Origin of the sequence: Nitrosospira multiformis, assembly GCF_003050865.1 — a bacterium.
Classification (GTDB): domain Bacteria; phylum Pseudomonadota; class Gammaproteobacteria; order Burkholderiales; family Nitrosomonadaceae; genus Nitrosospira; species Nitrosospira multiformis_E.
The window spans coordinates 1-23,102 of record NZ_QAOK01000001.1; the positions used below are offsets into that span (position 1 = coordinate 1).

14 protein-coding genes, 2 pseudogenes and 1 other annotated feature are annotated in these 23,102 nt (G+C 55.1%); of the genes and pseudogenes, 11 read left to right on the plus strand and 5 right to left on the minus strand.

Features of this window, described 5'->3' with window-relative positions; all coding sequences use genetic code 11:
• Positions 1-463 (minus strand): annotated as a pseudogene (locus C8R21_RS00005) (transposase); the annotation flags it as partial.
• Positions 69-185, minus strand: a sequence feature (AL1L pseudoknot). Its footprint overlaps the pseudogene before it by 117 nt.
• Between C8R21_RS00005 and C8R21_RS16610 the strand changes: the two are divergent.
• From C8R21_RS16610 to C8R21_RS00025, 5 genes and pseudogenes are all read left to right on the plus strand, one after another.
• Positions 398-640 (plus strand): annotated as a pseudogene (locus C8R21_RS16610) (FAD-binding protein); the annotation flags it as partial. The pseudogenes C8R21_RS00005 and C8R21_RS16610 overlap by 66 nt on opposite strands.
• A gap of 15 nt (positions 641-655) precedes the next feature.
• The gene (locus C8R21_RS00010; RefSeq protein ID WP_181258822.1) at positions 656-1,804 is read left to right on the plus strand and encodes a BBE domain-containing protein; all 1,149 of its coding nucleotides are present in this window, start codon (positions 656-658) and stop codon (positions 1,802-1,804) included.
• Between the two features lie 420 nt (positions 1,805-2,224).
• A complete protein-coding gene (locus C8R21_RS00015; RefSeq protein ID WP_146162421.1) occupies positions 2,225-3,166 on the plus strand; it encodes a tyrosinase family protein in 942 nt (313 codons plus the stop codon).
• Between the two features lie 92 nt (positions 3,167-3,258).
• A complete protein-coding gene (locus C8R21_RS00020; RefSeq protein ID WP_107760799.1) occupies positions 3,259-5,904 on the plus strand; it encodes a c-type cytochrome in 2,646 nt (881 codons plus the stop codon).
• 159 nt (positions 5,905-6,063) lie between these two features.
• Positions 6,064-8,049 carry a GMC family oxidoreductase gene (locus C8R21_RS00025; RefSeq protein ID WP_258192163.1) on the plus strand — a complete coding sequence of 662 codons (1,986 nt, stop codon included), beginning with the start codon at positions 6,064-6,066 and terminating at the stop codon, positions 8,047-8,049.
• Between the two features lie 31 nt (positions 8,050-8,080).
• Here C8R21_RS00025 and C8R21_RS00030 read toward each other — a convergent pair whose 3' ends face one another.
• Genes C8R21_RS00030 through C8R21_RS00040 form a run of 3 tightly spaced genes read right to left on the minus strand, consistent with a single transcriptional unit; the run spans position 8,081 to position 13,526 of the window.
• A complete protein-coding gene (locus C8R21_RS00030; RefSeq protein WP_107760802.1) occupies positions 8,081-10,069 on the minus strand; it encodes a hypothetical protein in 1,989 nt (662 codons plus the stop codon).
• A 2-nt stretch (positions 10,070-10,071) separates the two neighbouring features.
• Positions 10,072-10,986, minus strand: coding sequence for a hypothetical protein (locus tag C8R21_RS00035; protein WP_107760804.1), 915 nt, complete (start codon positions 10,984-10,986; stop codon positions 10,072-10,074).
• A gap of 2 nt (positions 10,987-10,988) precedes the next feature.
• Positions 10,989-13,526 (minus strand): cytochrome c, encoded by a 2,538-nt coding sequence (locus C8R21_RS00040; protein WP_181258814.1) that lies wholly within the window; start codon positions 13,524-13,526, stop codon positions 10,989-10,991.
• Between the two features lie 268 nt (positions 13,527-13,794).
• Here C8R21_RS00040 and C8R21_RS00045 point away from each other — a divergent pair, with 268 nt between their 5' ends.
• A complete protein-coding gene (locus C8R21_RS00045) occupies positions 13,795-14,313 on the plus strand; it encodes a DUF3617 domain-containing protein (protein ID WP_107760806.1) in 519 nt (172 codons plus the stop codon).
• 59 nt (positions 14,314-14,372) lie between these two features.
• Here C8R21_RS00045 and mpl read toward each other — a convergent pair whose 3' ends face one another.
• A complete protein-coding gene (gene mpl / locus C8R21_RS00050) occupies positions 14,373-15,743 on the minus strand; it encodes a UDP-N-acetylmuramate:L-alanyl-gamma-D-glutamyl-meso-diaminopimelate ligase (protein WP_107760808.1) in 1,371 nt (456 codons plus the stop codon).
• Between the two features lie 378 nt (positions 15,744-16,121).
• On the opposite strand from mpl, the gene lptD reads away from it, so the two are divergent.
• The 5 genes from lptD (at position 16,122) to C8R21_RS00075 (ending at position 23,014) form a co-directional block, all read left to right on the plus strand.
• Positions 16,122-18,908 carry an LPS assembly protein LptD gene (lptD, locus tag C8R21_RS00055; protein WP_107760809.1) on the plus strand — a complete coding sequence of 929 codons (2,787 nt, stop codon included), beginning with the start codon at positions 16,122-16,124 and terminating at the stop codon, positions 18,906-18,908.
• A gap of 69 nt (positions 18,909-18,977) precedes the next feature.
• The gene (locus C8R21_RS00060; RefSeq protein ID WP_107760811.1) at positions 18,978-20,300 is read left to right on the plus strand and encodes a peptidylprolyl isomerase; all 1,323 of its coding nucleotides are present in this window, start codon (positions 18,978-18,980) and stop codon (positions 20,298-20,300) included.
• 44 nt (positions 20,301-20,344) lie between these two features.
• Positions 20,345-21,325, plus strand: coding sequence for a 4-hydroxythreonine-4-phosphate dehydrogenase PdxA (gene pdxA, locus C8R21_RS00065; RefSeq protein ID WP_107760813.1), 981 nt, complete (start codon positions 20,345-20,347; stop codon positions 21,323-21,325).
• A 69-nt stretch (positions 21,326-21,394) separates the two neighbouring features.
• Positions 21,395-22,174 carry a 16S rRNA (adenine(1518)-N(6)/adenine(1519)-N(6))-dimethyltransferase RsmA gene (gene rsmA, locus C8R21_RS00070; protein ID WP_107760815.1) on the plus strand — a complete coding sequence of 260 codons (780 nt, stop codon included), beginning with the start codon at positions 21,395-21,397 and terminating at the stop codon, positions 22,172-22,174.
• 213 nt (positions 22,175-22,387) lie between these two features.
• Positions 22,388-23,014: a lytic transglycosylase domain-containing protein gene (locus C8R21_RS00075; RefSeq protein ID WP_107760817.1), complete on the plus strand. Its 627-nt coding sequence runs from the start codon at positions 22,388-22,390 to the stop codon at positions 23,012-23,014.
• The last annotated feature ends 88 nt before the right edge of the window (positions 23,015-23,102 follow it).

Here is a 23,102-nt window from a genome sequence, read left to right on the forward strand (position 1 = left end):
TCGCGCTTGGCGCGTGCGCACAGCAATGCTGGATCCCTTTGCCGGGCGGCATATCGCCAATAGCCTGACGGGGCAATCTGCAAGACCTTGCAAAGTGGCTCGACCCCGTAGACGTCGCGGTGCTTGTCGACAAACTGTCTGATTACTTCAATCGGCGGTCGAGCTCCGCCTGGGCGAAAAAAGCGCTCGCCAGCTTCAGAATCTCATTAGCACGACGTAGCTCCCGGTTCTCACGCTCAAGTTCATTGACCCGTTCCCGCTCGGCACTGTTGACCCCGTCACGCACACCGTTGTCGACTTCATGCTTGCGCACCCACTCGTTCAAGGTCTGCGGCACACAGCCAATCTTGGGCGCAATCGATTCGATAGTGGCCCACAGCGATGGATACTCGCCGCGGTGCTCCAGCACCATCCGCACAGCGCGCTCACGTACCTCGGGGGAAAACTTGTTCTGTTTCTTCATAGCTCCATTCTCTCAGATGTTGGAGCCTCTACAAAACCCGGGGCGGTTCACGGTACCTGTGGCACGGTTTGCATAGCAGGTTATACCATGGGTGGAGGTTGGGGCCCGTGGACTCGCAAGTATGGTATGTGCTGCGAACGTGTGGTAGGTGCAACCGTAGTGCTTGGCGATGGCAGTATACGCAAATTGCGTATGAGCAAAAGCTCCGAGGAGGAGCGAGAACTGTCAGAGGAGGAAAGGGAACTGCTGTGGGCGATTAAAGGCGGTGGTGGTTTCAGCTATGGCATTATTACTGAGTTTGTGATCGAAACCTTTGAGCTGCCTTGGGAGATGATCAAGTTTGAGATCAATTGGAACAAATCCCGATATGTGCCTGAAGACAAGATATTTGCCATACGCGACTCAGCGCCCACCCCAACACTTACCGTGTTGAAGGCTTGGGAAGACGTAATTGCTTCTACCGATTCAGAAGCCAATCAGCTGGTAGGGACTAATTTGAAAATTACTGCCAGGCATGCTCCCGAAAATGCGCCCTTTGATCCTCATGCCGTGAGCCATAGCTGCACCATGTATGGCTACTGGGAGGGAGATGAAGACAGCTTGCTGAAGTTTATACATAAACGTTTCAAATCCACCGGATATGCCCTTCGTCCCATTAAAGATACCGATAAGGCCGGGAGAAAATACAACAGTAAGACTGAGGGCAACGGTGACAGGTACGTACCCTATGGCGATCAATTGATGAGTTCCTGGGATCGCTATTCGTTTCACAACGTAGATCGCCTGATGCAGGGATTGGAAGGGTTGCCATTTCCTCCTGATGAGGATCAACCAGCTCCCCATAAAATCATCTCTCGCCTCGTCAATGCGCAGGGTCTTGGTGAGGAGGGGCATTACAAACTCCTGAAGAGTCTCACCTCTCCGCTCGTACTACCCGGCAACGAAGGTTTGGGACTGGTTACCTATATTACTCTGGGTGCCATCACTGGCAATTATTATGAGCATGTGATTACCCCGGAGCAGAAAACAAAAAGTGCCTTTCCCTATAAGGACAAGCTATTCACCATACAGTACCAAACCTGGTGGAACGAAACTGATGGACAAAAGAAGGAAGCGCAGAACAACGAAGTGTTCACCCGCGTAAATCGTGCGCTTGACTGGATGGATGTTTGTCGCAATTATGATATTCCCAATACCTCAGGTGCCTTTATCAGTTTCAAAGACAGCTCCGTGCCTACCAAAACCTATTTTGATAAAAGTTACGAAGAACTGGTAAGAATAAAACAAACTCACGCGAGAGATCCTTTTAATCACTTTTGCTCACGCAAAACGATTATATGATTGGATTAATTGGGAACCGGTGTCAGCGTCGGCTTCCCCTATCAAGGAGGCAGGCTAGAAGTAGAATTTTCCCCCAACATCCCACCCGGCTCATCCCTAAGTTCAGACCACTATTCGCTCCGATCCGCGACGCTGCCGTGCGCTAGCCATTTTAAATGTAGGGTAAGACTTGCAGCGCGCCCCTTGCCATCGACGGCCGTAAAAGCGGCAGGTTTTTTGAAACGAAACGCCTCTGGACACAGAACTCTCGATTCCCTCCCATCCAAGCACAGACAAACCACAGCCAAGCTCCGAAAAATCGAGCGGATCAACCGCCATGTACTATAGTTACTGTGTGTAAGGCGTATTGGGCATCGAGCGGGAGTCATATTGCCCGCTTGCTTTCCTAAACTCCGTCAACCCTTTGTCAGGAGCAAAAAAATGGACCATTCGCATGAGACCGGCGAGCACCTTCACCCCGAAACCTTCGATGAAGTTCTGGCTGAAGGCTTTCCGCTGGACAAGCTGGAGTTGCTTAAGGAAGTCCACAAGAAACTCGTAAAACCCCTGCTTGGCGGGGCAGCCGCCTTCGCACCCAAACCGCCGGGCGCACCGGTCACCCGCCAGAATCAGGCGGACCTTTCGCCGGAAAACCGGGAGGCATTTCGCAATGCGGTTGTTCGCCTGGTGGAGGAAGGCAAATACCTGGAACTGGTCCGGTTTCACATGGACATGTCGCATGATATGCATGGCATGATGGGCGAGACTGGCCTTTATCGTTTTCTGGGCTGGCACCGTCGTTATCTCGTCGAGTTCGAGCGGGAATTGCAGCGTGTTGACACTGTTCTCCGCCCTGGCTCCAATGAAAAACTCGCGGTTCCCTATTGGCGCTGGGAAGACCCCTTCCCCGCCTGGCTGAACGGCTTTCTGCCTGCAAACGATCCGGATAGGGGAACGCCGCCACCGTCACGCAAAAATGCTTCGCCACCCCAAAAGGCCAACGCGACTGATGTGAATATCATCGTTAACCAGTTCTCCATCCAGGATACCGGTCTGGACAATGAGAATGATTACACGAAATTCACCTATGGAATCGAGGGCTGGGGCCGGAGGCCGGACGGAACAAGCCTTCCCGCTCATAATCACGGTCATGCCTGGGTGGGCGGCATCATGAATAATACGATGTCGTCCCCCACGGATCCGGTTTTCTGGCTTCATCATGCTGAAGTGGACCGCTTGTGGCATATCTGGCAACAGGCCAATTCATCAGCGGATCCCAACCTGAGTGGGTCTGATCGCATCATGGATCCGTGGGGGGAATCGTACGATGACCTGGTGGATACGAAAGACCTGGGTTACGTCTACGACTCGACGTCGTTGTAAAAAGAAACCACCCTTCCATTATTACTGGAAGATGCTTTTTCCGGGCACCGGCAAAAACCAATAATATATGATTTCTCCCAGGAGGCTGCCACATGAAGTCCAAAAGAGTTGCCATCACTCTCATCGCAATGGGATTGACTACATTGCTTATCGGCTGTGCCTACAAGCGCCCGCCCTGGATTGCAGCCGAATGTATTGAAGGTCCGTTTGCGAAGGCAGGAGCAGTGAAGGACGAGGCACAATGCGCGAATCGATCAGCAGAGAGCTTCCCCGGCGCGGACGAAGATTACTTCAAGGACATGGACTATGGGATCAGCCAAGACCCGCAGAAGGTTGTCGCCACGCTGGAACCGTTTGTTCCCGGTATTTCCCGCGTTCCGCAAGAAGCTGTAAAAGCCATCGTCAGGGGCCGGAATAACTGGATAGTCTGGACAGGCGGCGATGACAAGTTCTGGGACCACATCAATATCAACAGCCAGGGCAGCTTCGATCTCCTGAAGGTCCTTTCAAACCATCCGCATCTCATGGAAAAACCGGGATATAGCCGGGATAACCGGTGGTACTGGTTCGGTCTTGTCAACGAACCGTGCTTCAGGAAGAACGTGGATACCCAGGGCAGGCCGCTAGGACGCGTGGACCGCTTCGGCCTGTATCTCGACGTGCGCGATCCGAATTGTGCGGCGGACCCGTTCGAGAATGAAGAGAAATACCCCGGCGTAAAGATCGGCGCGCGCGGCAAGACAGTGCCGATCGGATCCTACTACGGATATGCGAGTGGGATTGTAGGACTGCGATTGTTCCCCAATCCCGATTTCGATGAAGCCGCAAAAAAGCGCTGGAACCCGGAAAGATACTATACCGATCCGTCCTACTACAACGATGCCAACCTGGTGAAGCCCTATCGGGTCGGGATGTCGTGCGGGTTCTGTCATGTAGGCCCGAACCCTTCCAATCCGCCCAAGGATCCGGAAAACCCGCAATGGGCCAATCTTAATTCCAATCCCGGCGCACAATATTTCTGGTTCGACCGGATATTCGCCTACGAAGCTGACAAGAACAGCTTCGCCTATCAGTTCCTCAGTACCAATCGCCCAGGCGCCCTGGATACCTCGCTCATTTCAACGGACTACATAAACAATCCGCGCAGCATGAATGGGGTATATAACCTGGGCGCGCGGATGAAAAATGCGTTGCGCTCCGGCAAGGAGCAACTGACGGGTGATGAGCTGAACAATAAGCAGTTTAATGATTATCGGGAGATATCTCCCGAAAGTCCGCTGAGAAGGTTCTTCGAAAAATCGGGCACGGTGTTCACCCCACGGGTGCTCAAGGATGGAGCGGATTCTGTGGGCGCACTCGGCGCCTTTAACCGCGTTTTCGTAAATATCGGACTTTTCAGCGAGGAATGGCTTCAGCATATCAATCCACTCATCGGCGGCAAGCCGTTCACGCCGTTCCCGATCGCCACCGCCAACAAGAATTCCAGCTATTGGCGGGCAACGGAAAACCAGACTCTGGATACATCGCTGTTTTTCCTCGCAGCCAGCCGGCCGGATTATCTGGCGGAAGCGCCGGGAGGCAAGCGTCATCTGACCACTGACGCAGCCACCCTGAAACGCGGCAAGGAAGTATTTGCGGAGAACTGCGCCGGCTGCCACTCGAGCAAGCTGCCGGAGAAAGCGGTGAAATTTTTCCCCAATAACGGTTGCGTCGGGCCTGATTATCTGAGTTGCTGGAACCAGTACTGGAACTGGACAAAGACCGACGAATTCAGGCAGGAGATGAAAGAAATCGTTCTGAAGGAGGATTTCCTTGCTGACAATTATCTTTCTACCGAGTTGCGTGTTCCTGTCACCCTCCTTGAAACGAATATTTGCGCTTCCCTTGCAACCAACGCGCTCAAGGGCGATACCTGGGATAATTTTTCCTCCACCTCATACAAGGAACTGCCTTCCGTCGGGAGTGCGCTGATTCACCACCCCGTGACACGGGAGCCACGCACCTATTCCATGCCTGGGGGGGGACGCGGGTATATCCGACCACCTTCGCTTGCAAGCCTTTGGTCGTCCGCACCCTTTCTGTTGAATAACACCCTGGGCAAATTCTATCCTTCGGGTACTGTTGAGGACAGGATGAAATCCTTTTATGGAGGGATAGAGCAATTGCTCTGGCCGGAAAAACGCTACTGCGACCAGGAAGACCTGTACGGGGGTGGTTACTATGCAGAAAAGAATTATGGGGCTCAGGAACGAACAAGCTGCGAAAGCCGCACTTATGTCACCCGCTCGGGCAAGGAAGTGCCAGGCATCATCGACCGAACCTGGACTAGAAGCTGGCTGCTGATACCCGAGGGTTACCTGCCCTGGTATGTCAGGTTGCCGATCCATGATGGCGTATTGAACCTGGGACCCATACCGGAGGGCACGCCCGTCAGCCTTCTGTCCAATCTGGACCTCGAAAAAAGAGGCGGCGAAGTCAAGACGCTGCTGAAGACACTCAAAGGTCATCTGGGGGATTTGATCGCCGCCAAGATAACACCCGACCGGATCACGGATGCGGAATTACGCAAGGTCTATTCTGACCTGGTCGATCCCTTCATCGACGTGAGCAAATGCCCGGACTTCGTGGTCAACCGAGGTCACTATTTTGGAACCGATTACCTGCCGGGAGACGAGGGGCGGCCGGGACTCGGAGATAGCGATAAACGCGCATTGATCGAATTCCTCAAAACGATGTGACGCACTGCACCAGAATCACCGCTCCCCTCGGGGGAGCGGTGCGAATTCTTATTGCAAAGTGGAGGACAAACCGAAGGGAAGTTGCAGCCAAACCGGTGGAAACTTTTCCTTTATAATGATTTTTGCGACTCTCCACAGAAAAATACTATTGGTTTCGCCTTGATCTCCCGACGCAGTTTTGTCAAGCTCAGCGCCCTGCTGGTATCCGGCGCAAGCACCCTTCTTGCCAGTTGCTCTACCCTTCTCTGGAAGGGTTCCTCGCAGCCCTTTGCTCCCCTGGATTGTCCGCCAGCCGCGGAAAACAAATTTGATTACATCATCATCGGTTCCGGCGCAGGAGGCGGCCCACTCGCCTGCAACCTTGCCCTAAAAGGTTTCCGCGTGCTGTTGCTGGAGGCGGGGGGAGACGACGACCCCTGTGAATATTACGTTCCCGCCTTTCATGCGCGTGCCTCGGAGCACGAGGCCCTGCGCTGGGACTTCTTTGTACGCCACTACGCCGATGACGAGCAGCAGAAACGGGATGACAAGTTCGTTCCGGAACAGAACGGTGTGCTTTACCCGCGCTCTGGCACCCTTGGGGGATGTACTGCGCACAATGCGATGCTGCTGATCTATCCCCACAATAGCGATTGGGACTATATCGCCGAAAAGACCGGCGATGAATCCTGGCGCAGCGAAAACATGCACAAGTATTTCAAGCGGATGGAGCGCTGCGAATATGCCAGCCGGGCTGAAGAACCGGATAGTCGGCATGGATTCGGAGGCTGGCTTCCGACAAATCTGGCAGAGCGGGAAATGCTGCTGAGAGACAAAGTCCTGAGAAGGCTTTCAAAAGCTGCGCTCGAGGAATCGCTGAGCGGCATTATCAACCCGATCAAACGAACGTTGCTCAAGATAAAAACCCATGGCGATCCCAACGATTGGCGTTTCATTCGCAGAAGGCCGGAAGGCTTGTGCAAGATACCGATCACTACCCGGCAGGGGCGTCGGGCTGGAACCCGGGAATACATATTGCGCGTTCGCGAGCAATGCCCGAATTTACTCGAAGTCAGGACTCATGCGCTGGCAAAGCGCATCCTGCTCGATGAACAGAACAAGGCCTATGGGGTGGAGTACATTTCCGGCGCCCACCAGTACCGTGCGGATCCGCGGCATGGGACAGCAACCCCAGGGATCGTGGAAACCGTGCTTGCAGAACGGGAGGTGATTGTTTCCGCAGGCGCATTCAATACACCCCAATTGCTCAAGCTCTCCGGCATCGGCTCTCGGGAAGAACTGGTGAGCCATGGCATCGAGGTAAAAGTAGACTTGCCAGGGGTTGGAGAAAACCTTCAGGATCGTTATGAACTGGGAGTGGTTACCCGGCTCAGGGAAAACATCCCCCTGATCAAGGGAATGAAACTTCGCTGTCCCGCCCCCGGCGAAGCACCCGATCCCCAATTCAGCCAGTGGCTTCAGGGCGTCGGGCCCTACACCACCAATGGTGCGACGATCGCGCTCATGAAGCGATCGTTTCCCGAACGCCCCAATCCCGATTTATTCATTTTCGGCCTGATCGGGGATTTCCGGGGATATTATCCCGGTTATGCCGATAATATCGCCAGAACGGAAAATGCCTTTACCTGGGCTATCCTGAAGGGTCATACCGCTAATACAGCCGGCCGGGTCACGCTCCGCTCCGCCGATCCCCGCGATGTACCGGATATAAACTTTCATTATTTTTCGGAAGGCACGAACGCTGGAGAAGACATGGAATCGCTTGTCGCCGGAGTGGAAGCAGTGCGCAATATCGTCAGGCTTTCCTCCGACGTGATCGAGGAGGAGGTTGTGCCTGGTCCGGAAGTCAAGAGTCGTGAAGATATACGGCGTTTCATAAAAAACCAGGCGTGGGGACACCATGCCTCGTGCAGTTGTAAAATGGGCGCTGCCACTGATCCCATGGCTGTCGTCGACAGCCGGTTTCGCGTTTATGGCACCCGGAATCTGCGCATTGTGGATGCTTCCGTTTTTCCCAAAATACCCGGTTTCTTCATCGCTTCATCCGTCTACATGATCAGCGAAAAAGCATGCGACGTGATCAGCGAGGATGCGGAAAGCATGTCGGCCGAAAGCGTAAGCCGACACTTACATTCCCGTTCATAGCTCCCCGCACTCTGCCAGCAAGGAGAACGGTTCACTGATTGATTCCCGCTCCTTCCTGTTGCGGCGCCTCGGAAGGTTCTACAGCGGTAGCGGGGGGCAGGCACGGACGCAGGTTCTCATAACCTGCGGCAATCATTTCCGTCACGTCAGGGGTACGTCCCGTCTCCGAACGCAGCCACTCCGCAACCTTGGCCCGGAGTAAAGCAATGGATGGATGAGGCGTTGTCTGCATCCAGGGGCTGCCCTTCCGCGATGCGAGCGGCGGCGGCATGGGCACTTTGGCACGGAAGGCAGGTGCAATCTCCCACATCGAGAGGCGCACGAAGATACGTGGCGCACATTGCGCCAGGCTCCTGCTGACCTGGTTCCTATCTCCCGCAAGAAAGTTTGGCGGAAAACGCTCGGCTGTAAGGTGGCAAGATCCGCACGCTTTTTTGAAAACGGTTCCCGGCTCAGGTACAGGCAGCCCTGTTTCGATGTCAGCCTGTACAGGTATTGGCAGAAGAGGTGGTTCCCTCTCTTTGCCCACCACATCCAGGTCAAGTGCCGAGCGGAGGAGCGCCCGGGTTAGAGGTGCCTCCGGCCATGCGAACCGTGATATTCTCCGGCGCAAGGGGGCGAAATCTTCGGTGATGGTAACGAAAGCTTTGGCGCCATCCCGATGTTGCTTCACCTCGATGTTTTCAATCAGGTTCCCATTCGCAGTCCGTGCCTTCAATCCATCGCTGGTCGCCATCCCGCCTTTAAACAGGAAATGCAGCGGCTGTTCATTGCCGAGAGCAAAAGCCTCGATAAAATTTTTGCGTCCATGCAGGATGAACTCTCCCTGGCAATCGTATTGTCCCCCGGAAAGCACGCAAGGCGCAGCATAAACACGGCACCTGGCTCCGGCACCACCGGCAAGCCGTGCATCGAGATCATGCAGGTCCTTCTCGGGGATGAGAGCAGCCAGTCCCGTCACGAAGCGACGCGCCAGCAGCGGATCGCCCGCTGTCCATACCTCAAGAGGTGGACGCGGCGCAAGAGGATCAAACTCCGCGGCAACATGCGACTTTGCAACCCCTTCCCCATCTTCTTCCGCATCTTCCGCTAGCGCAAGCGGATTCCGATCTGGAAGGTCGGGATTCGGAATGGCAAGACCGCCGGGCCAGCGTGCAGCAAATTGGCGTGAGAATGCCTGTTCCAGAGTGTTCACGTCTGAAAACCTGCCTCCCGACAGGCGGTACTGGATTGCAGCTGTTATTGCCAGCGGGCGGCAGGTCGAGTCGCATGCTTCGAGCCACACACGGTGTATTACACCGATGAGATTGGCCCGGTCAGTTGCATCGTCAATAAGATTGGGGAGATCAACGCCGCGATGCACGGGAATTCCATAAAAGCTATCCCTTACTTGGGACAGCTTCTCCGCTACCCGTCGATTCGCATTGGTTTCATCCCATAACTGCCGCGAAAAAATCGGCGCGTGATTCTGGTGGCAAGCCATGCAAATATTCCTGTTTGCATAAACCAGCCGCGGTGTGCCGCCTTCCCTATAATCCCTCACTGCCTGAAATTCAAAGCGTGCGGCGGCCTCGTTGTAGCTGATGACTTCAATCACATTCGTCTTTTCCTGGTAAGCAAGATAGAGGCGGTCTTTTGCGAACAATGGACCTTTGCCCTCCCCTGTCACCGCGACAATTGCACGGGGATAGGCGAAAAAATCGGGTGCGGCGGCAGTGCGCTGCAGAGATCGGCCAAGCGGAACCAGCACCGAGGTTATGCACGCTCCTTCCCAACACCCAAGCTGTCTCTCGATCTTCTGAACCAGGGCTGCAAACGGGAACGGAATACTATCGGCTGCAATGAAGTCGAACAGCGACCGGCCGGATGGGGGAAGTACCGGGCCGGACACAGCCGGATCAACGGCCCAACTCGGACCCTGGCACTCCGTTACGCAGTTGCCGCTGGCGCCAGCAGACGGGGCGTAGATCAGGGAGATACAGGCTCCGATAATCGTCCCGAGCAATACAGTACGGCACATGGTCAGTTTTCCGACCTGAAACCAATTGGACGGACCTGCTCCCCTGGCCAGCAATCCTGTCGTGTTGACTCCCCTCCAGAAAACCCCAGACTATGGCGCTGATCGAGATTCCTGTCGTAGAGGGTAAAATTCAGAAAAAAGATTTTGCCGAGATAGACGCGCCCGAGATAGAACCCTGGCCGGATCATGCGGATTTCGTCGCGCACCTGGAGGCCATGGCGGCCAACCAGTTGATCAAGCAATTCCGGATACCCTGGAATATCGTCGCTGAAGGAGTAATCGACGATGATCGACTCCCGGCGCGAATCAAGCAGGCTCTGCCCGCAGTAGAGGCGTGCGGGGAACATCAGCCACTGTTCCCGGCCCTCTATAGTGATAGTGGGAATGGCTGCCGGATGGGAGCCAAGCAAGTGGTCGAGGGGCGTCAGGTCATCAACGCGAGTGAACGCCAAGCGGACGTCGCCCTGAAACACCTTCCTGCCCCACAAGTACCTGCAAAGAAGCTTGAACCTGTTTGTGCTGGCATTCGCAAACCCCGGCAATTCACTGATGATTCTGGTTTCGGTGGTGATTTGATCATCAGGAATACCATTCGGGGAAAACGGCTGCGCATCGAACAATCCATCAGGGATCACACCGGCAGTCAGGCGCGCATAGATCTGATCTATCTGCTCCTGATCGTATGCAGCCAGCATTTCAGGCGTGAGTTCGGCCAGATGGGCAGAAGTGAGGGGAAACTCATGCTCAACCCGCGCAAAATCGGGCTTGCTCGCATAATAGCCGCCATAGCTGGCAAACCTGATGGCGGAAGGTGACGAGCCATGCAAGCTACCGCAGGCGCCAAGTGTAACGCCTGCACAGACAATGACCGTTTTCGCCGCCCTTATCCCTATCCTTATCCCTGTCCCTGCTTTCATTGCTAAAGTGTAGCGAGAAAGGCGATAAGTGCATCCTTGTCGCCATCGGACAGATCCTCTCCAAAAGGATGCCCCTCGTTCTCGATCTCTGCTGTACAGAAACCGTAGCTTGTCATGAGGCGAGGAAAGTTGCGGAGAACTTCAGCCATGTGTCCTGGTTCCTTCGCCAGCACTCCGGCGGCAGAGCGCAGATCTCCGACAATTTTCCTGCCCTCACCGCGGCCAAACTGCCTGACGAGCTTCTCCTCCGCCATGGCGGGTTTGCGTCTGGCAAGAAGCATGTCGTTCACGAAGGCCTTGTGCTGGAAGCTTGTAACCCTGCCGACGCTGAAACCCGCCGGCAGGACCAGGTTAAAGCCGAGCAATTCACCCTCACGCTTACCATCCCAAACCCTGGCACCGAGCGTGACTTGTATGTCGTTATCGATGCGGGGAATCTTTGGTGTGCGCCTGCCGGGATTGAGCAAATCCCGCATCGAGGCCACATACAGCTTGAAACGCCCCTCGACACTCGGATCATATGACCAGCAGCCCTGTGCTTTATCTACCGGGATTGCCTGCCCGTCTGCATCCACATACGGCGACCGGTAGAAATTGTTCATCCGGTTTGCCGGCTTCCCGCAAAGCTCCGGACCAACGGAATTGTTGTGCAAAAACGGGGCATGGGCCCATACTGACAACAGCGAAATATTACGATAGTAGCCTCGGCCACCATCATGCGGTTCGCGAATGTTCGGATCTGGAGACCGCGCGCGAAGTGTTTCGGAGCCGTATTCTTCCCAGATGTGTCCCATCATATGATTCGAATGCAGGGAACGGCAACGATGCGTGCCTGCTTCAGAGACGAAGACAGATTCATCCGAGCCCAGCCAGTCCGCGCGCATCCCGGTCGCATCGACTGCCCGAAAGTCCCGGCTGTGGAACGCTCCACCCACGAGCTCCGGAATAGACGAATGACAGCGTGCGCACTTATCCGCAAAGACTTCACGGCCACGTCTCACTGCATTTTCCCCAAACTTTTTGTTCAGGTCAGCTTCGAGATCCGCCATGGTATAAACGGCATTCGGGCTTGAATCACGTAGCGCAAGCTCGCGAGCGCCAACGAGATCCGTGGCTTCGCCTTCCCTCGACAAAAGAAAGTCGTGTATGTTCTCCAGCCGATCTTCAATGGCGCGAAAACTGGCGCAATCCCGGCGGCACTGGCCAATGTCGAAGGGTGTCTGGCCAAAATTGCGTTGATGCGGATCGAGTTGGCGAAGGTCAGTCAGATGGTTCATCCAGCATTGCTCTGAACAGCTTCCGATATTGATATAGACACGCTGAATAGCCTCAAGCGTGCCGGTCGAGTCTTCACCGCCCTTCAGAAGGTGATGAACTGTCGCAACAGACTTCTCCCGTAGCCAGCACTTGCCATTGCGGCCGGGTTCGCACCAGCAGCGGGGGTCGGCAACCTTGCACGACGCAACCTTGCGCCACCGCATGACCTGTTCATTATCGAACGTCGGCCGTACTTGGGTATGAGTAATGGCGTTCGTGCTCCCGGGATTGTGCACCTGATCAGTAGCGATCCCTGACGTATCAGACGTGCCTGGCCGCGCCTGCCCGAACAACCGCGCCTCAAGCGTCGCTCCCGCCATTCCGGAGGTGAGTATTTCCGAAATTCGCAAATACTGGTTCCCGATGGTGCCGCGGATGTTTTCCCACTTTGGATCAGCCGGATTTTTGGGAGGCTTCAATGGGTCGAAAGCGACATGGCAGGACGCGCAGGTGATGCCGATCAGAAACGGTGGCTCGATCGAGCCATCGGCAAGGCGGCTGAATTCGCTGCTGCCCATTCCCGGTTGTTTTGGGAGCGGCACGCGATATCCATCCCAACCTGCGAGACTCCCGTTCAATGCGATCCATCGAGATCTGTCAAAACGGGGATTGGGAAATTTTCTGAAACCGATAGCACCGGTTGAGGTGCCAAAAGCGAGATCACATGCAGACTGACGCTGGTCCTTGCTCCCGTGATGCGGATCTGTCCTTATGGGAAGCGTGTCCGCATGATCGCAGGCCGGATCGCGATAACCAGCATGCCCTACGTGCTTGAGCAGTTCCTCATCCCCGGGGCACCATTCGAACCCGTAGGTTTCTTCCCGCGTCCTCGCGGGGCAACCCGCGGTACCCGGCACGCAGCAGTCAGGATCGTTGATGAGACCCCACGCTGCAAAGCGATCTTCATGCTCATGCGCGTTGAGGACGCGATACCAGTCGACCTGTACATTGAGGCGCTGGGGAAACACATAGGTATAAAAGCGGCTGTTGCCGGCAGTCGCCTTGTACCAGATCTCGCGACCGGCTCGCTCCGAAGCAGTAAGCCCGGATGCCGCGGCATAAAATCCGGAGGTATCGGCCCTCGGCCACACTTTCATCGCAGACGCGCCGGATGGCTGTGCAGAAGTGAGGCGCAATCGGCCATCGTTTGGCATCGCATGGCCCGGCAATATCGCACCGACCAGCAACAGAATGATCCGCGCCAGAACATGTGTTTTCTTCATACCCTCCTTACTACAGCGGCTGAAGGATGGATTTCAGATATTGCCTTGAAAAAATCTGGATACCCACTTTCGCGGGTATGACGGCGCCTTGATGGGCCGGTCGCCAGAATTCCTCACTTCAGCGTTCGCGGATGAGGAAACCACAGTGGAGGCAGGCCTCTACGACCTCAGTCTAGTATATAAACGTCCCGCTTTCTGCGAGTCAACTCTTTGCGGGCGGCTGGTATAATCAACGTGAATATCTGGAGAACCGGGTTAGAAAGATTCGATGCGAAAAATCCTTCCATCACTACTGTTATTCATGGTTTCGGTGGGCAATGCGGCAGAAACCCCTATACGGCCCGGCTTATGGGAAATAACGACGACGTCGATGCTATTGACCCTGGTGCCACAGATTCCCCCTGAGCAAATGCGGCAGCTGACGAATCTGGCGAAGCAATATGGACTGGATCTACCCCGGATCGAGAATGGAGCGGCCACCTCCAGAATCTGCATCACTCAGGAAATGGCGGACCAGGAGATTCCTTCCTATCTGCACGTTCACGAAGCGGGATGCAGCATCAAGAATGCCCTCCGCACCGAGAATGACTACAAGATGGATCTCGTCTGCACCAATCCTCAATTGCAGGGCAAGGGGCGGGCTGAGGGTTCGTTTACGACATCGGAGAGTTTTTCGGGATGGACCGTGTTCAACGGCAGGGTGCAAAACACTCCCGTCAATGAGCACGCCGATACCAGGGGACGCTGGATCAGCGCGAGTTGCGGCAAGGCAAAATCACCGCATTGATTGTCAACCCGGCTCCTGTCCCGCCATATTTGTCTGCCTGACTGGCGACGGCTTAACCCTTACCCGCTGGCAACTTCGTCTGCTGCGACTGCGGCCATCCTTTTGAGCAGTTTTTCGTGAATACCGCCGAAACCGGCGTTGCTCATGACGAGTATATGGTCGCCTGGTTGGGCGTATGCTGTAATCGCAGCAATCAATTGGTCCAGCTCTTCAAAGGCAACCGCTTTTTCGCCCAGCGGAAGCAGCGCTTGCGACAAGTCCCAGCCCAGGTTGGCAGCGTAGCAGAACACCACGTCCGCCCTTGTCAGGCTAGCTGCCAGACTCTCTTTCCATACGCCCATTTTCATGGTATTCGAGCGTGGCTCAAGCACGGCAATGATGCGCGCCTCCTTCACCCTGCTGCGCAGCCCATCAATCGTTGTACGAATCGCTGTCGGGTGATGGGCAAAATCGTCATAGACCGTGATGTCCCTTGCTACACCCCTTACTTCCATGCGGCGCTTGACATTCCTGAATTCCGCCAGCGCGGCAATGGCTGTCTTTACCGGTACACCGGCGTGACGAGCGGCGGCCAGTGCGGCGAGCGCATTCATCCGGTTGTGCTTTCCCAGCAATTCCCACAGCAGTGTTCCCTGGGATTCGCCAAAAAAGGATACGGCAACCGCATCGTCCGTGAGGACGTTTGCCTCCCACCCGTGGGCGACGCCTATCCTTTCGACGGGCGTCCAGCATCCCTTCCCCAGAACCCGCTCCAGATTCTCTTCCTGGCCATTGCTGACGATAAGACCCTTGCCGGGGACGATGCGCACGAGGTGATGGAACTGCTGCTCGATCTCCTCCAGGTTCCTGAAAATATCTGCATGATCGTATTCCAGGTTATTGAGAATGACTGTTGTGGGGTGAAAATGGACAAACTTGGAACGCTTGTCAAAAAAAGCCGTGTCATATTCGTCGGCTTCAATGACGAAAAAACCTGAACTACCCAATCTCGCCGAGATTCCGAAATTCTGCGGTATGCCCCCAATGAGGAATCCCGGTTCCATTCCCGCATATTCGAGAATCCACCCCAGCATGGAACTGGTTGTGGTTTTGCCATGCGTCCCTGCCACCGCAAGCACCCATTTGCCCCGCAGGACATTTTCCGAAAGCCATTGAGGACCGGAAATATAGGGCAGGTTGCGGTCAAGAATCTCTTCCATGAGGGGATTGCCGCGGCTCACTACGTTCCCTATCACGAACAGGTCAGGATTCAGCCTGATTTGCTCCGGAGAAAACCCTTCGATCAACTCGATACCCCGCGATTTCAATTGCGTGCTCATTGGAGGATAGACTCCAGCATCGCAACCGGTAACCCTGTGACCTGCTTCCTGTGCAATTGCCGCAATGCCTCCCATGAATGTGCCGCAGATGCCAAGAATATGAATATGCAAAGCTTGCTCCTGATATATATAAAATGAATTACGCGTCCGCCTGCTGGCGGCTAAAATATGTCCGCCCGATACGCCCGCCCGGAATTGGCCCGTTTCATCCTGTCAGCGTGCTTCGATTGGACGTTCGACCTCATCCCTGCTGGCTTGTCACTCTTTTTTGTTACACTTACGGCTTTTGTTTGCTTGCAGCCACTACTGGTGCCGGTTGAGCGGCGGACTGCATGCAGGAGCAGCTTCCATTTGCACGCGCGGCGCCCCACTATTCCGCGCTCATGCTTCCATACAGCGGCTTCCATACGGTGACGCGAGACTTATGAGCTTGAAAATAGGCATTCATCCATTTCCGGATGATATCGTTTTCAGGTTGAAGAACTTCACATGAAATTGCGTTTTATCCGTTCCGTCTGCTGGTCTTTTTTGCTGTTTTGCCTTGCCTGGAATGTGCGCGCCGAGCCGCCTCTTTCTTCCAGACCAAAGCAGGAACGCGCAGCCCCTCCTGGTGAGGGTGACGATAAACCGGTGGTTATCGATACGGAACGCATCCGGGGTCATCATGAATACGAGTCTGGCGCCAGAAACGAGAGTGAATTGCGCAGTCGCTCGACCATTTCAACTGATCAGATAAAAAAACCCAATCAAAAAGCGAGCCCCACCGCTAAAGATGCGCCGTCCGGGCCTCAGCAGAACTATACACTATCCCCCGCAATAAAAACCGGCTCCCGGACAAGCACCTCAGCCCAGGAATCGGAGAAGACGGAAAGCATGGTTTTACCGAGCGGTATGGAACGCCTTCCCGGACCCGTCGCAGAAGAAGGAGGGCCCAGGCTGCGCACTACGACGCAGGCTGCACCGCGCAGTTTATCTGCGGAAAAGCGCGGGGAGAAGTCCGTGAGGGCAGCGGCGGCGGCAGAAGCAGACGAGGGCAGACCGGGGTTTGCAGAAGGCGAGCCCATTGGAGGGCACAGGGAAGAAGCGGGCGAAGCAAGGCTGCGTCTTGCCGGCGAGGCTGAGCCCGAGGGGGTTGAGCAAAAACTGGCGGAAGTTGAGGCGGAAACGGACAAACAGCCCCCCGTGTTCGTCGTTGCAGACCGCTTGCAAGGTCACGTGGAGCAGGAAATCGAAGCGATAGGCAAGGCGGAACTGTCTACCGGAGATCAGTTTATTTCTGCTGAGCGGATGAAATACAACCAGAGTACCAACGATGCCGAAGCCCAGGGCAACGTTCGCGTGGAAAAGGAAGGTGACATACTGGAAGGATCCAATCTCAAGTTCAATCTGCTGAGCAAAACCGGCCAGTTAAGCGAGCCCAACTATCGTTTGAAGGATGCGAGCAGCCGCGGTTATGCGGGCATGCTCCTGTTTGAAGGCGAGAATCAGTACCGCCTGCAGAAGGCCAACTACACCACCTGCCCGGCGGGAGATGACAGCTGGGTTCTCCAGGTGGCTGATCTGAAGCTCGACAATGACAAGAAAGTGGGCACCGCCAAAAATGTGAAGCTTACCTTCAAGGATGTGCCGATAATGTATACCCCCTGGATGAATTTCTCATACAGTGGCGAGCGCAAATCAGGATTACTGGCGCCCACTTACAGCACCAGCGGCAGGACGGGTCTTGAACTGGCCTTGCCCTTCTACTGGAACATCGCGCCCAACTATGATGCCACGTTTTCCGCACGCATGATGTCGAAGCGTGGCTTGGCGATCAACAACGAATTTCGCTTTCTGGGCAGAAACTCGAGCAGCAACCTGCTCGCCGACATCGTGCCTCGTGACCTGGATACGGAAACGACGCGATGGCGCACTTCGTTCTGGCACAATCATTATCTGGGAGCCGGCTTTTCCGCTCGTCTGGATTACAACAGGGTGTCGGATGATGCCTATTTCCGCCACTTTGGCAACAACCTGAATCTCACATCCCGCACCAACCTGCTGCAGCAGGGACTGCTGTCTTACAACCGCGGGCTGGGAGATGACGGCACATTTAACGTAACCTCGCTTGTCCAGAGCTTCCAGACGATTCAGGATCCCCTGGCCGCAATTGTCGTGCCTTACAAGCGCCTGCCGCAGGTGGGGTTGAACGCGAATAAGCCCGACGTCCTGGGAACGGGAGTCGATGTCAATCTTTTGGGGAGCTGGACGAACTTCTCCCACCCCACCCTGGTCAGCGGCCGCAGGATCGTGCTCTTTCCAAGCATGAGCTACCCTCTTCGCAATTCATTCGGTTTCATCACGCCCAAGGTGGGGATGCACTACACCCGTTACAGCCTCGGGGAGGATGCCGGCTCGCCGGATGAAACCCCCACCCGCACCTTGCCGATATTCAGCCTCGACAGCGGCATTGCCTTCGATCGCAAAACGTCCCTGGGCGGAGAAAGCTTTACACAGACGCTCGAGCCGCGCATATTCTATGTTTACGTCCCGTTCCGCGCGCAAGATCAGTTGCCGAATTTCGATTCCGCCAAGACTGACTTCAGCTTTGCGCAGATGCTGTCGGAAAACCGTTTCAGCGGGAGCGATCGTATCAATGATGCCAACCAGGTGACTTTTGCGCTGACGACCCGCCTGCTGGAGTCCAGTACCGGGAGGGAGCGTTTGCGTGTGGCTGTTGGGCATCAATTAAGCTTTATTGATCGCCGGATCATGCTGGAGACTCCGCAAACCGTCGATCGTCGACCCGATTTTATTGCCGCTGTGTCGGGTTTTCTCACACCGACCATCAGTACCGACACCAGCCTCCAATTTGACCAGGCGCGCCTCCTGGCCGATGTGGTCCGCTCGGGTGTGAGCTATCGTCCCGAACCCGGTCGCGTGTTGAATTTCGGTTACCGTTTTACCCGCGACGTGCTGCATCAGGTGGATGCTTCCAGCCAGTGGAGATGGTCCGAAAGATGGCAAACGGTGGCCCGCCTGAATTACTCGCTACTAGACCACAGAATTCTGGAAGGGCTGGCAGGAGTTGAGTATAATGCGTGCTGCTGGTCGTTGCGATTTGTGCTTCAGCATTTGACCCTTGCTACGCAGAAATCGACCACAGCGGCTTTTTTGCAACTTGAGTTGAACGGCCTGATGCAAATCGGATCGAACCCGTTGACCGTATTGCAACGCAGCATTCCCGGGTATATCAGGACGGGTAGCCAGGGAAGCAGCTTGATAGAAGGGCCATAGACCTCACATCTATCACTGTTCGCACGTCACGATCACACCATCTCTCCCCTATTCCAGAAGCTTATTCACATGGGCACGAAATTGTCATCGCGTTCTCCCATTTCCTTTCCCCTTTTAACCCTGTTTGCCGGAATGGCCATTGCCCCGCAACCGACGCATTCCGGGGTGGAAACTATCGATCATATCGTTGCGGTTGTGAATGAGAACGTGGTTACCCGCCATGAACTGGACGAAATGCTCAGCGCCATGCTGAAACAATTGCAAAAGCAAGGCGTACAGCCCCCCCCGCCTGCTGTACTGGAAAAGCAGCTTCTGGAGCGAATAATTCTGAACCGCGTGCAACTGCAACTTGCGAACGAAACCGGACTGACCGTAAGCGACGCGGAACTCGACCAGACTTTGCGCCGTATCGCGCAGGAAAACAAGATGTCCCTGCATGAGTTCGACAGGGCGCTGGCGGAAGACGGGGTCAGTTTCAGCAAATTCCGTGACGAGATTCGCGAGGAAATCATCCTGGTCAGGCTGAAAGAGCGTGAGGTAAGCAATCGCGTGAGCGTGACTGAAGGGGAAGTCGATCATTTTCTGGAAACGCAGGAAGATTCGCCCAGTCAGAGCGATGAGTATCGCATTGCCCATATTCTGGTGCAGGTGTCCGAAGGAGCCGACCCTTTGAAACGCGATGCGGCACGGCAGCGGGCAGAAAGTGTCCTGGCAAAATTGAAGGCAGGAGTCGAGTTTGCCCAGGTAGCCGCCGAGTTCTCGGATGCGCCGGATGCGATGGAAGGTGGCCTGCTTAACTGGCGCCCCGCCGCCCAACTCACAAAAAAGTTTGCCGAAATACTGGCTCCAATGAAACCGGGAGAAATTACCGGAATAATTCCAAGCCCGAATGGATTTCATATCCTCAAGCTGGTCGACCGCCGCAACCAGGAAATAGTAACCACCGTGATAGACCAGACGCATGCGCGTCACATTCTTATAAAAATCAGCGAGCTCACTTCGGAGGCCGACGCCCACAGGCGTGTAACGGAATTGAAAGAACGCCTGGATCATGGCGGCAAGTTCGAGGAACTGGCGAAGCTTCATTCGGAAGATGCCAGCGCCCCCACCGGGGGGGATCTCGGCTGGGTCTCGCCGGGCGATACGGTTCCGGAATTTGAACAGGCCATGAGCGCTCTTAAACCGGGAGAAATCAGCGGACCTGTCCAATCTCCTTTTGGCTGGCACCTCATTGAGGTCATCGAGCGCCGCACCCAGGATGTAAGTCAGGAGCGCAAGCGCCAGTCCGCACGCCAGGCGATCCGCGCCCGCAAAGCGGAGACGGCATTCCAGGAATGGTTGCAGCGCCTGCGGGACCGGGCATATGTCGAGTACCGGCTGGAAGAAGGCTAGCTGGAAGTCTTGAAAAAGCGCCGTGGACCGAGGCAGCCAAACCATTGAATAATCCCAAGCTCGCTCTCACCGCGGGGGAACCCGCCGGAATTGGTCCCGACCTGTGTGTGCAGATCGCCCAACTGGGCTTACCTTTCACGCTCGTTGTCATTGCCGATAGGGAATTGCTGCAGGAGCGCGCACGCTTGCAGCGGCTTCCGTTGACAATAACGGACTACTCTTCCCGTAGCGAATTAAAGCCGGAAAAAGGGAATCTGCACGTGCTGCACATTCCCGTGGCCGAGATTGCCACTCCCGGTAAACTCGATGCGGCTAATGCGCCTTATGTGCTGAAGACGCTCGAGCGGGCTGTTGCCGGATGCGTCCATGGCGAGTTTGATGCAATGGTAACGGCGCCGGTGCATAAAGGCATCATCAACGATGCCGGCATTTCTTTTACTGGCCACACTGAATATCTCGCGCAACTGACAAACGGCCGTCCCGCCATGATGCTCACCGGCGGCGGGATGCGGGTAGCGCTTGCCACCACCCACCTGCCCCTGAGAGACGTTGCGAGTGCCATTACGAGCGATTCTGTGGAGCAAAAGCTGCGCATCATCGAGCATGATCTGGTCAATCGCTTCGGTATTCCAAAGCCACGCATTGCCGTAGCGGGCTTGAATCCTCATGCAGGGGAATCAGGTCATCTGGGCAGGGAAGAAATCGATATCATCATCCCTTTGCTCGACAAGCTGAGCGCCGAGGGGATGAGTCTGATCGGCCCACTGCCTGCCGATACACTTTTCAATCCATCGAAGCTGAAGGATTACGACTGCATATTCGTCATGTATCACGACCAGGGGCTGCCGGTGCTCAAGCATGCGAGCTTTGGAACCGCCGTCAACGTCACCCTGGGCTTGCCTATCATCCGCACCTCCGTGGATCATGGCACTGCACTTGAATTGGCGGGAACAGGGAAAGCTGATCCGGGCAGCCTGGTAGCGGCTATCGAAATGGCGGCATCGCTGGTTGCGCATCAGCCATAGCTCTCAACCCTGCATCTTCGTTCGCCTGAGCTTGTCAAAGGGTAAACGAACCTGCAAACTCTCATAAACATGCAGCACACCCCCCGCAAGCGCTTCGGCCAGAATTTCCTGGTTGATTCCCAAACCGTAGCCGACATTATTCGCGCCCTCCATCCCCGTCGGGAGGATGTAATGGTAGAGATCGGTCCAGGACTGGGAGCATTGACACGGCCCCTGCTCCAGTCACTTGAACATCTGCACGTGGTGGAGATCGACCGGGATATCGTGAAGCGGCTAGGTGATGAATTTTCCGCGAAAAAGCTGACAATACATGAAGGAGATGCGCTCAAATTCGACTTCTCCAGCCTCGGTGAAAGTCTGCGGGTAGCGGGCAACCTGCCCTACAACATTTCCACTCCGCTCCTTTTCCACCTGAGTCAATTTGCAGACAGCATCCGCGATATGCATTTCATGCTGCAGAAGGAAGTGGTCGCCCGCATCGTAGCCAAACCCTCCACCTCGGATTACGGACGGCTTTCAGTCATGCTGCAATACCGCTTCGAAATGGAACAGCTTTTCATCGTCTCGGCCGAATGCTTCCGCCCGCCGCCAAAAGTTGAATCGGCGGTGATTCGCATGATTCCACTCAAGAAACCGCTGGTCGAGGCGAGCCAGGAAAAATTATTTGCCGAAGTTGTTTCCGCCGCCTTCTTGCACCGCCGCAAAACCCTGCGCAACACACTACGCAATTATCTCAAGCCTGGCGATTACCTGAAGCTGGAGATTGACCCTAACCTCCGAGCAGAAAATTTATCAATCGCGCAGTATGTAGCGATTACAAACCATTTCAATGAAGTCAGACTCGATTGAAGTGGATTGAAAGTAGCAGAAGTGTTGCGCGAAGTTCTGAACTGAGATCGGAGCAAAAAATCAATCGGGCCTGGCCCCTACCGATCTCCGGCTTCTCGTTAATAAACAGGCAAAATATCCTGTTTATGAAGTAAATCCTTAACATGAGATGAGTATAATCTGCGAGCCATTTCTGGGCATGCAAAAAGGCGAAAAAGCAGACTCCTCGGTTTTATGAACTTGAAACAATCGATATTGCCGACCGTGGCATTGTTACTGGGTTTCGGATTAATACAGTCAACCTGGGCCGAGGTCATCTACTCGTTTACGGATGACCATGGCGTGGTGCATTTTACCAATGTGCCGACGGATGAACGGTATGTTCCATTCATCGGGAGCAGCGCCAACCCCGGGAAATCACGGACAGCTTCAAATAACGGGCATCTGATCGCATCGCTCAAGACGCAATATGCGCCGGTAATCAAGGAAGTCGCCCGCGCCCACGCCCTCGAAGACGCGCTGCTCCATGCCGTGGTCACTGTCGAATCTGCCTACAACCCCAAGGCGGTTTCAAAAAAGGGCGCAGCGGGCCTGATGCAACTCATGCCGGAAACTGCCCAGAGATACGGTGTCACAGATCGTTTCGATCCCGTGCAGAATCTCCATGGCGGTGCGAGATATCTCACGGAGCTGCTGAGAATGTTCAACGGCAACTTGAGTTTGACTTTGGCCGCTTACAATGCCGGGGAAAACAACGTCGTCAAGTATGGCAACCGGATTCCGCCATTTCAGGAGACGAGGGCTTATGTGCCGAAGGTTCTCGATCTCTATCGCAGATATCATTCAGGGGAGAGGCTCTAGGAAGGGGAGTTTTCGTCTCGTCCTTCTTGAATTTCGCTACACAACCCTGCCCTTCTTCCCCTCCCCATACGGCGAACGTCCAGCCTGC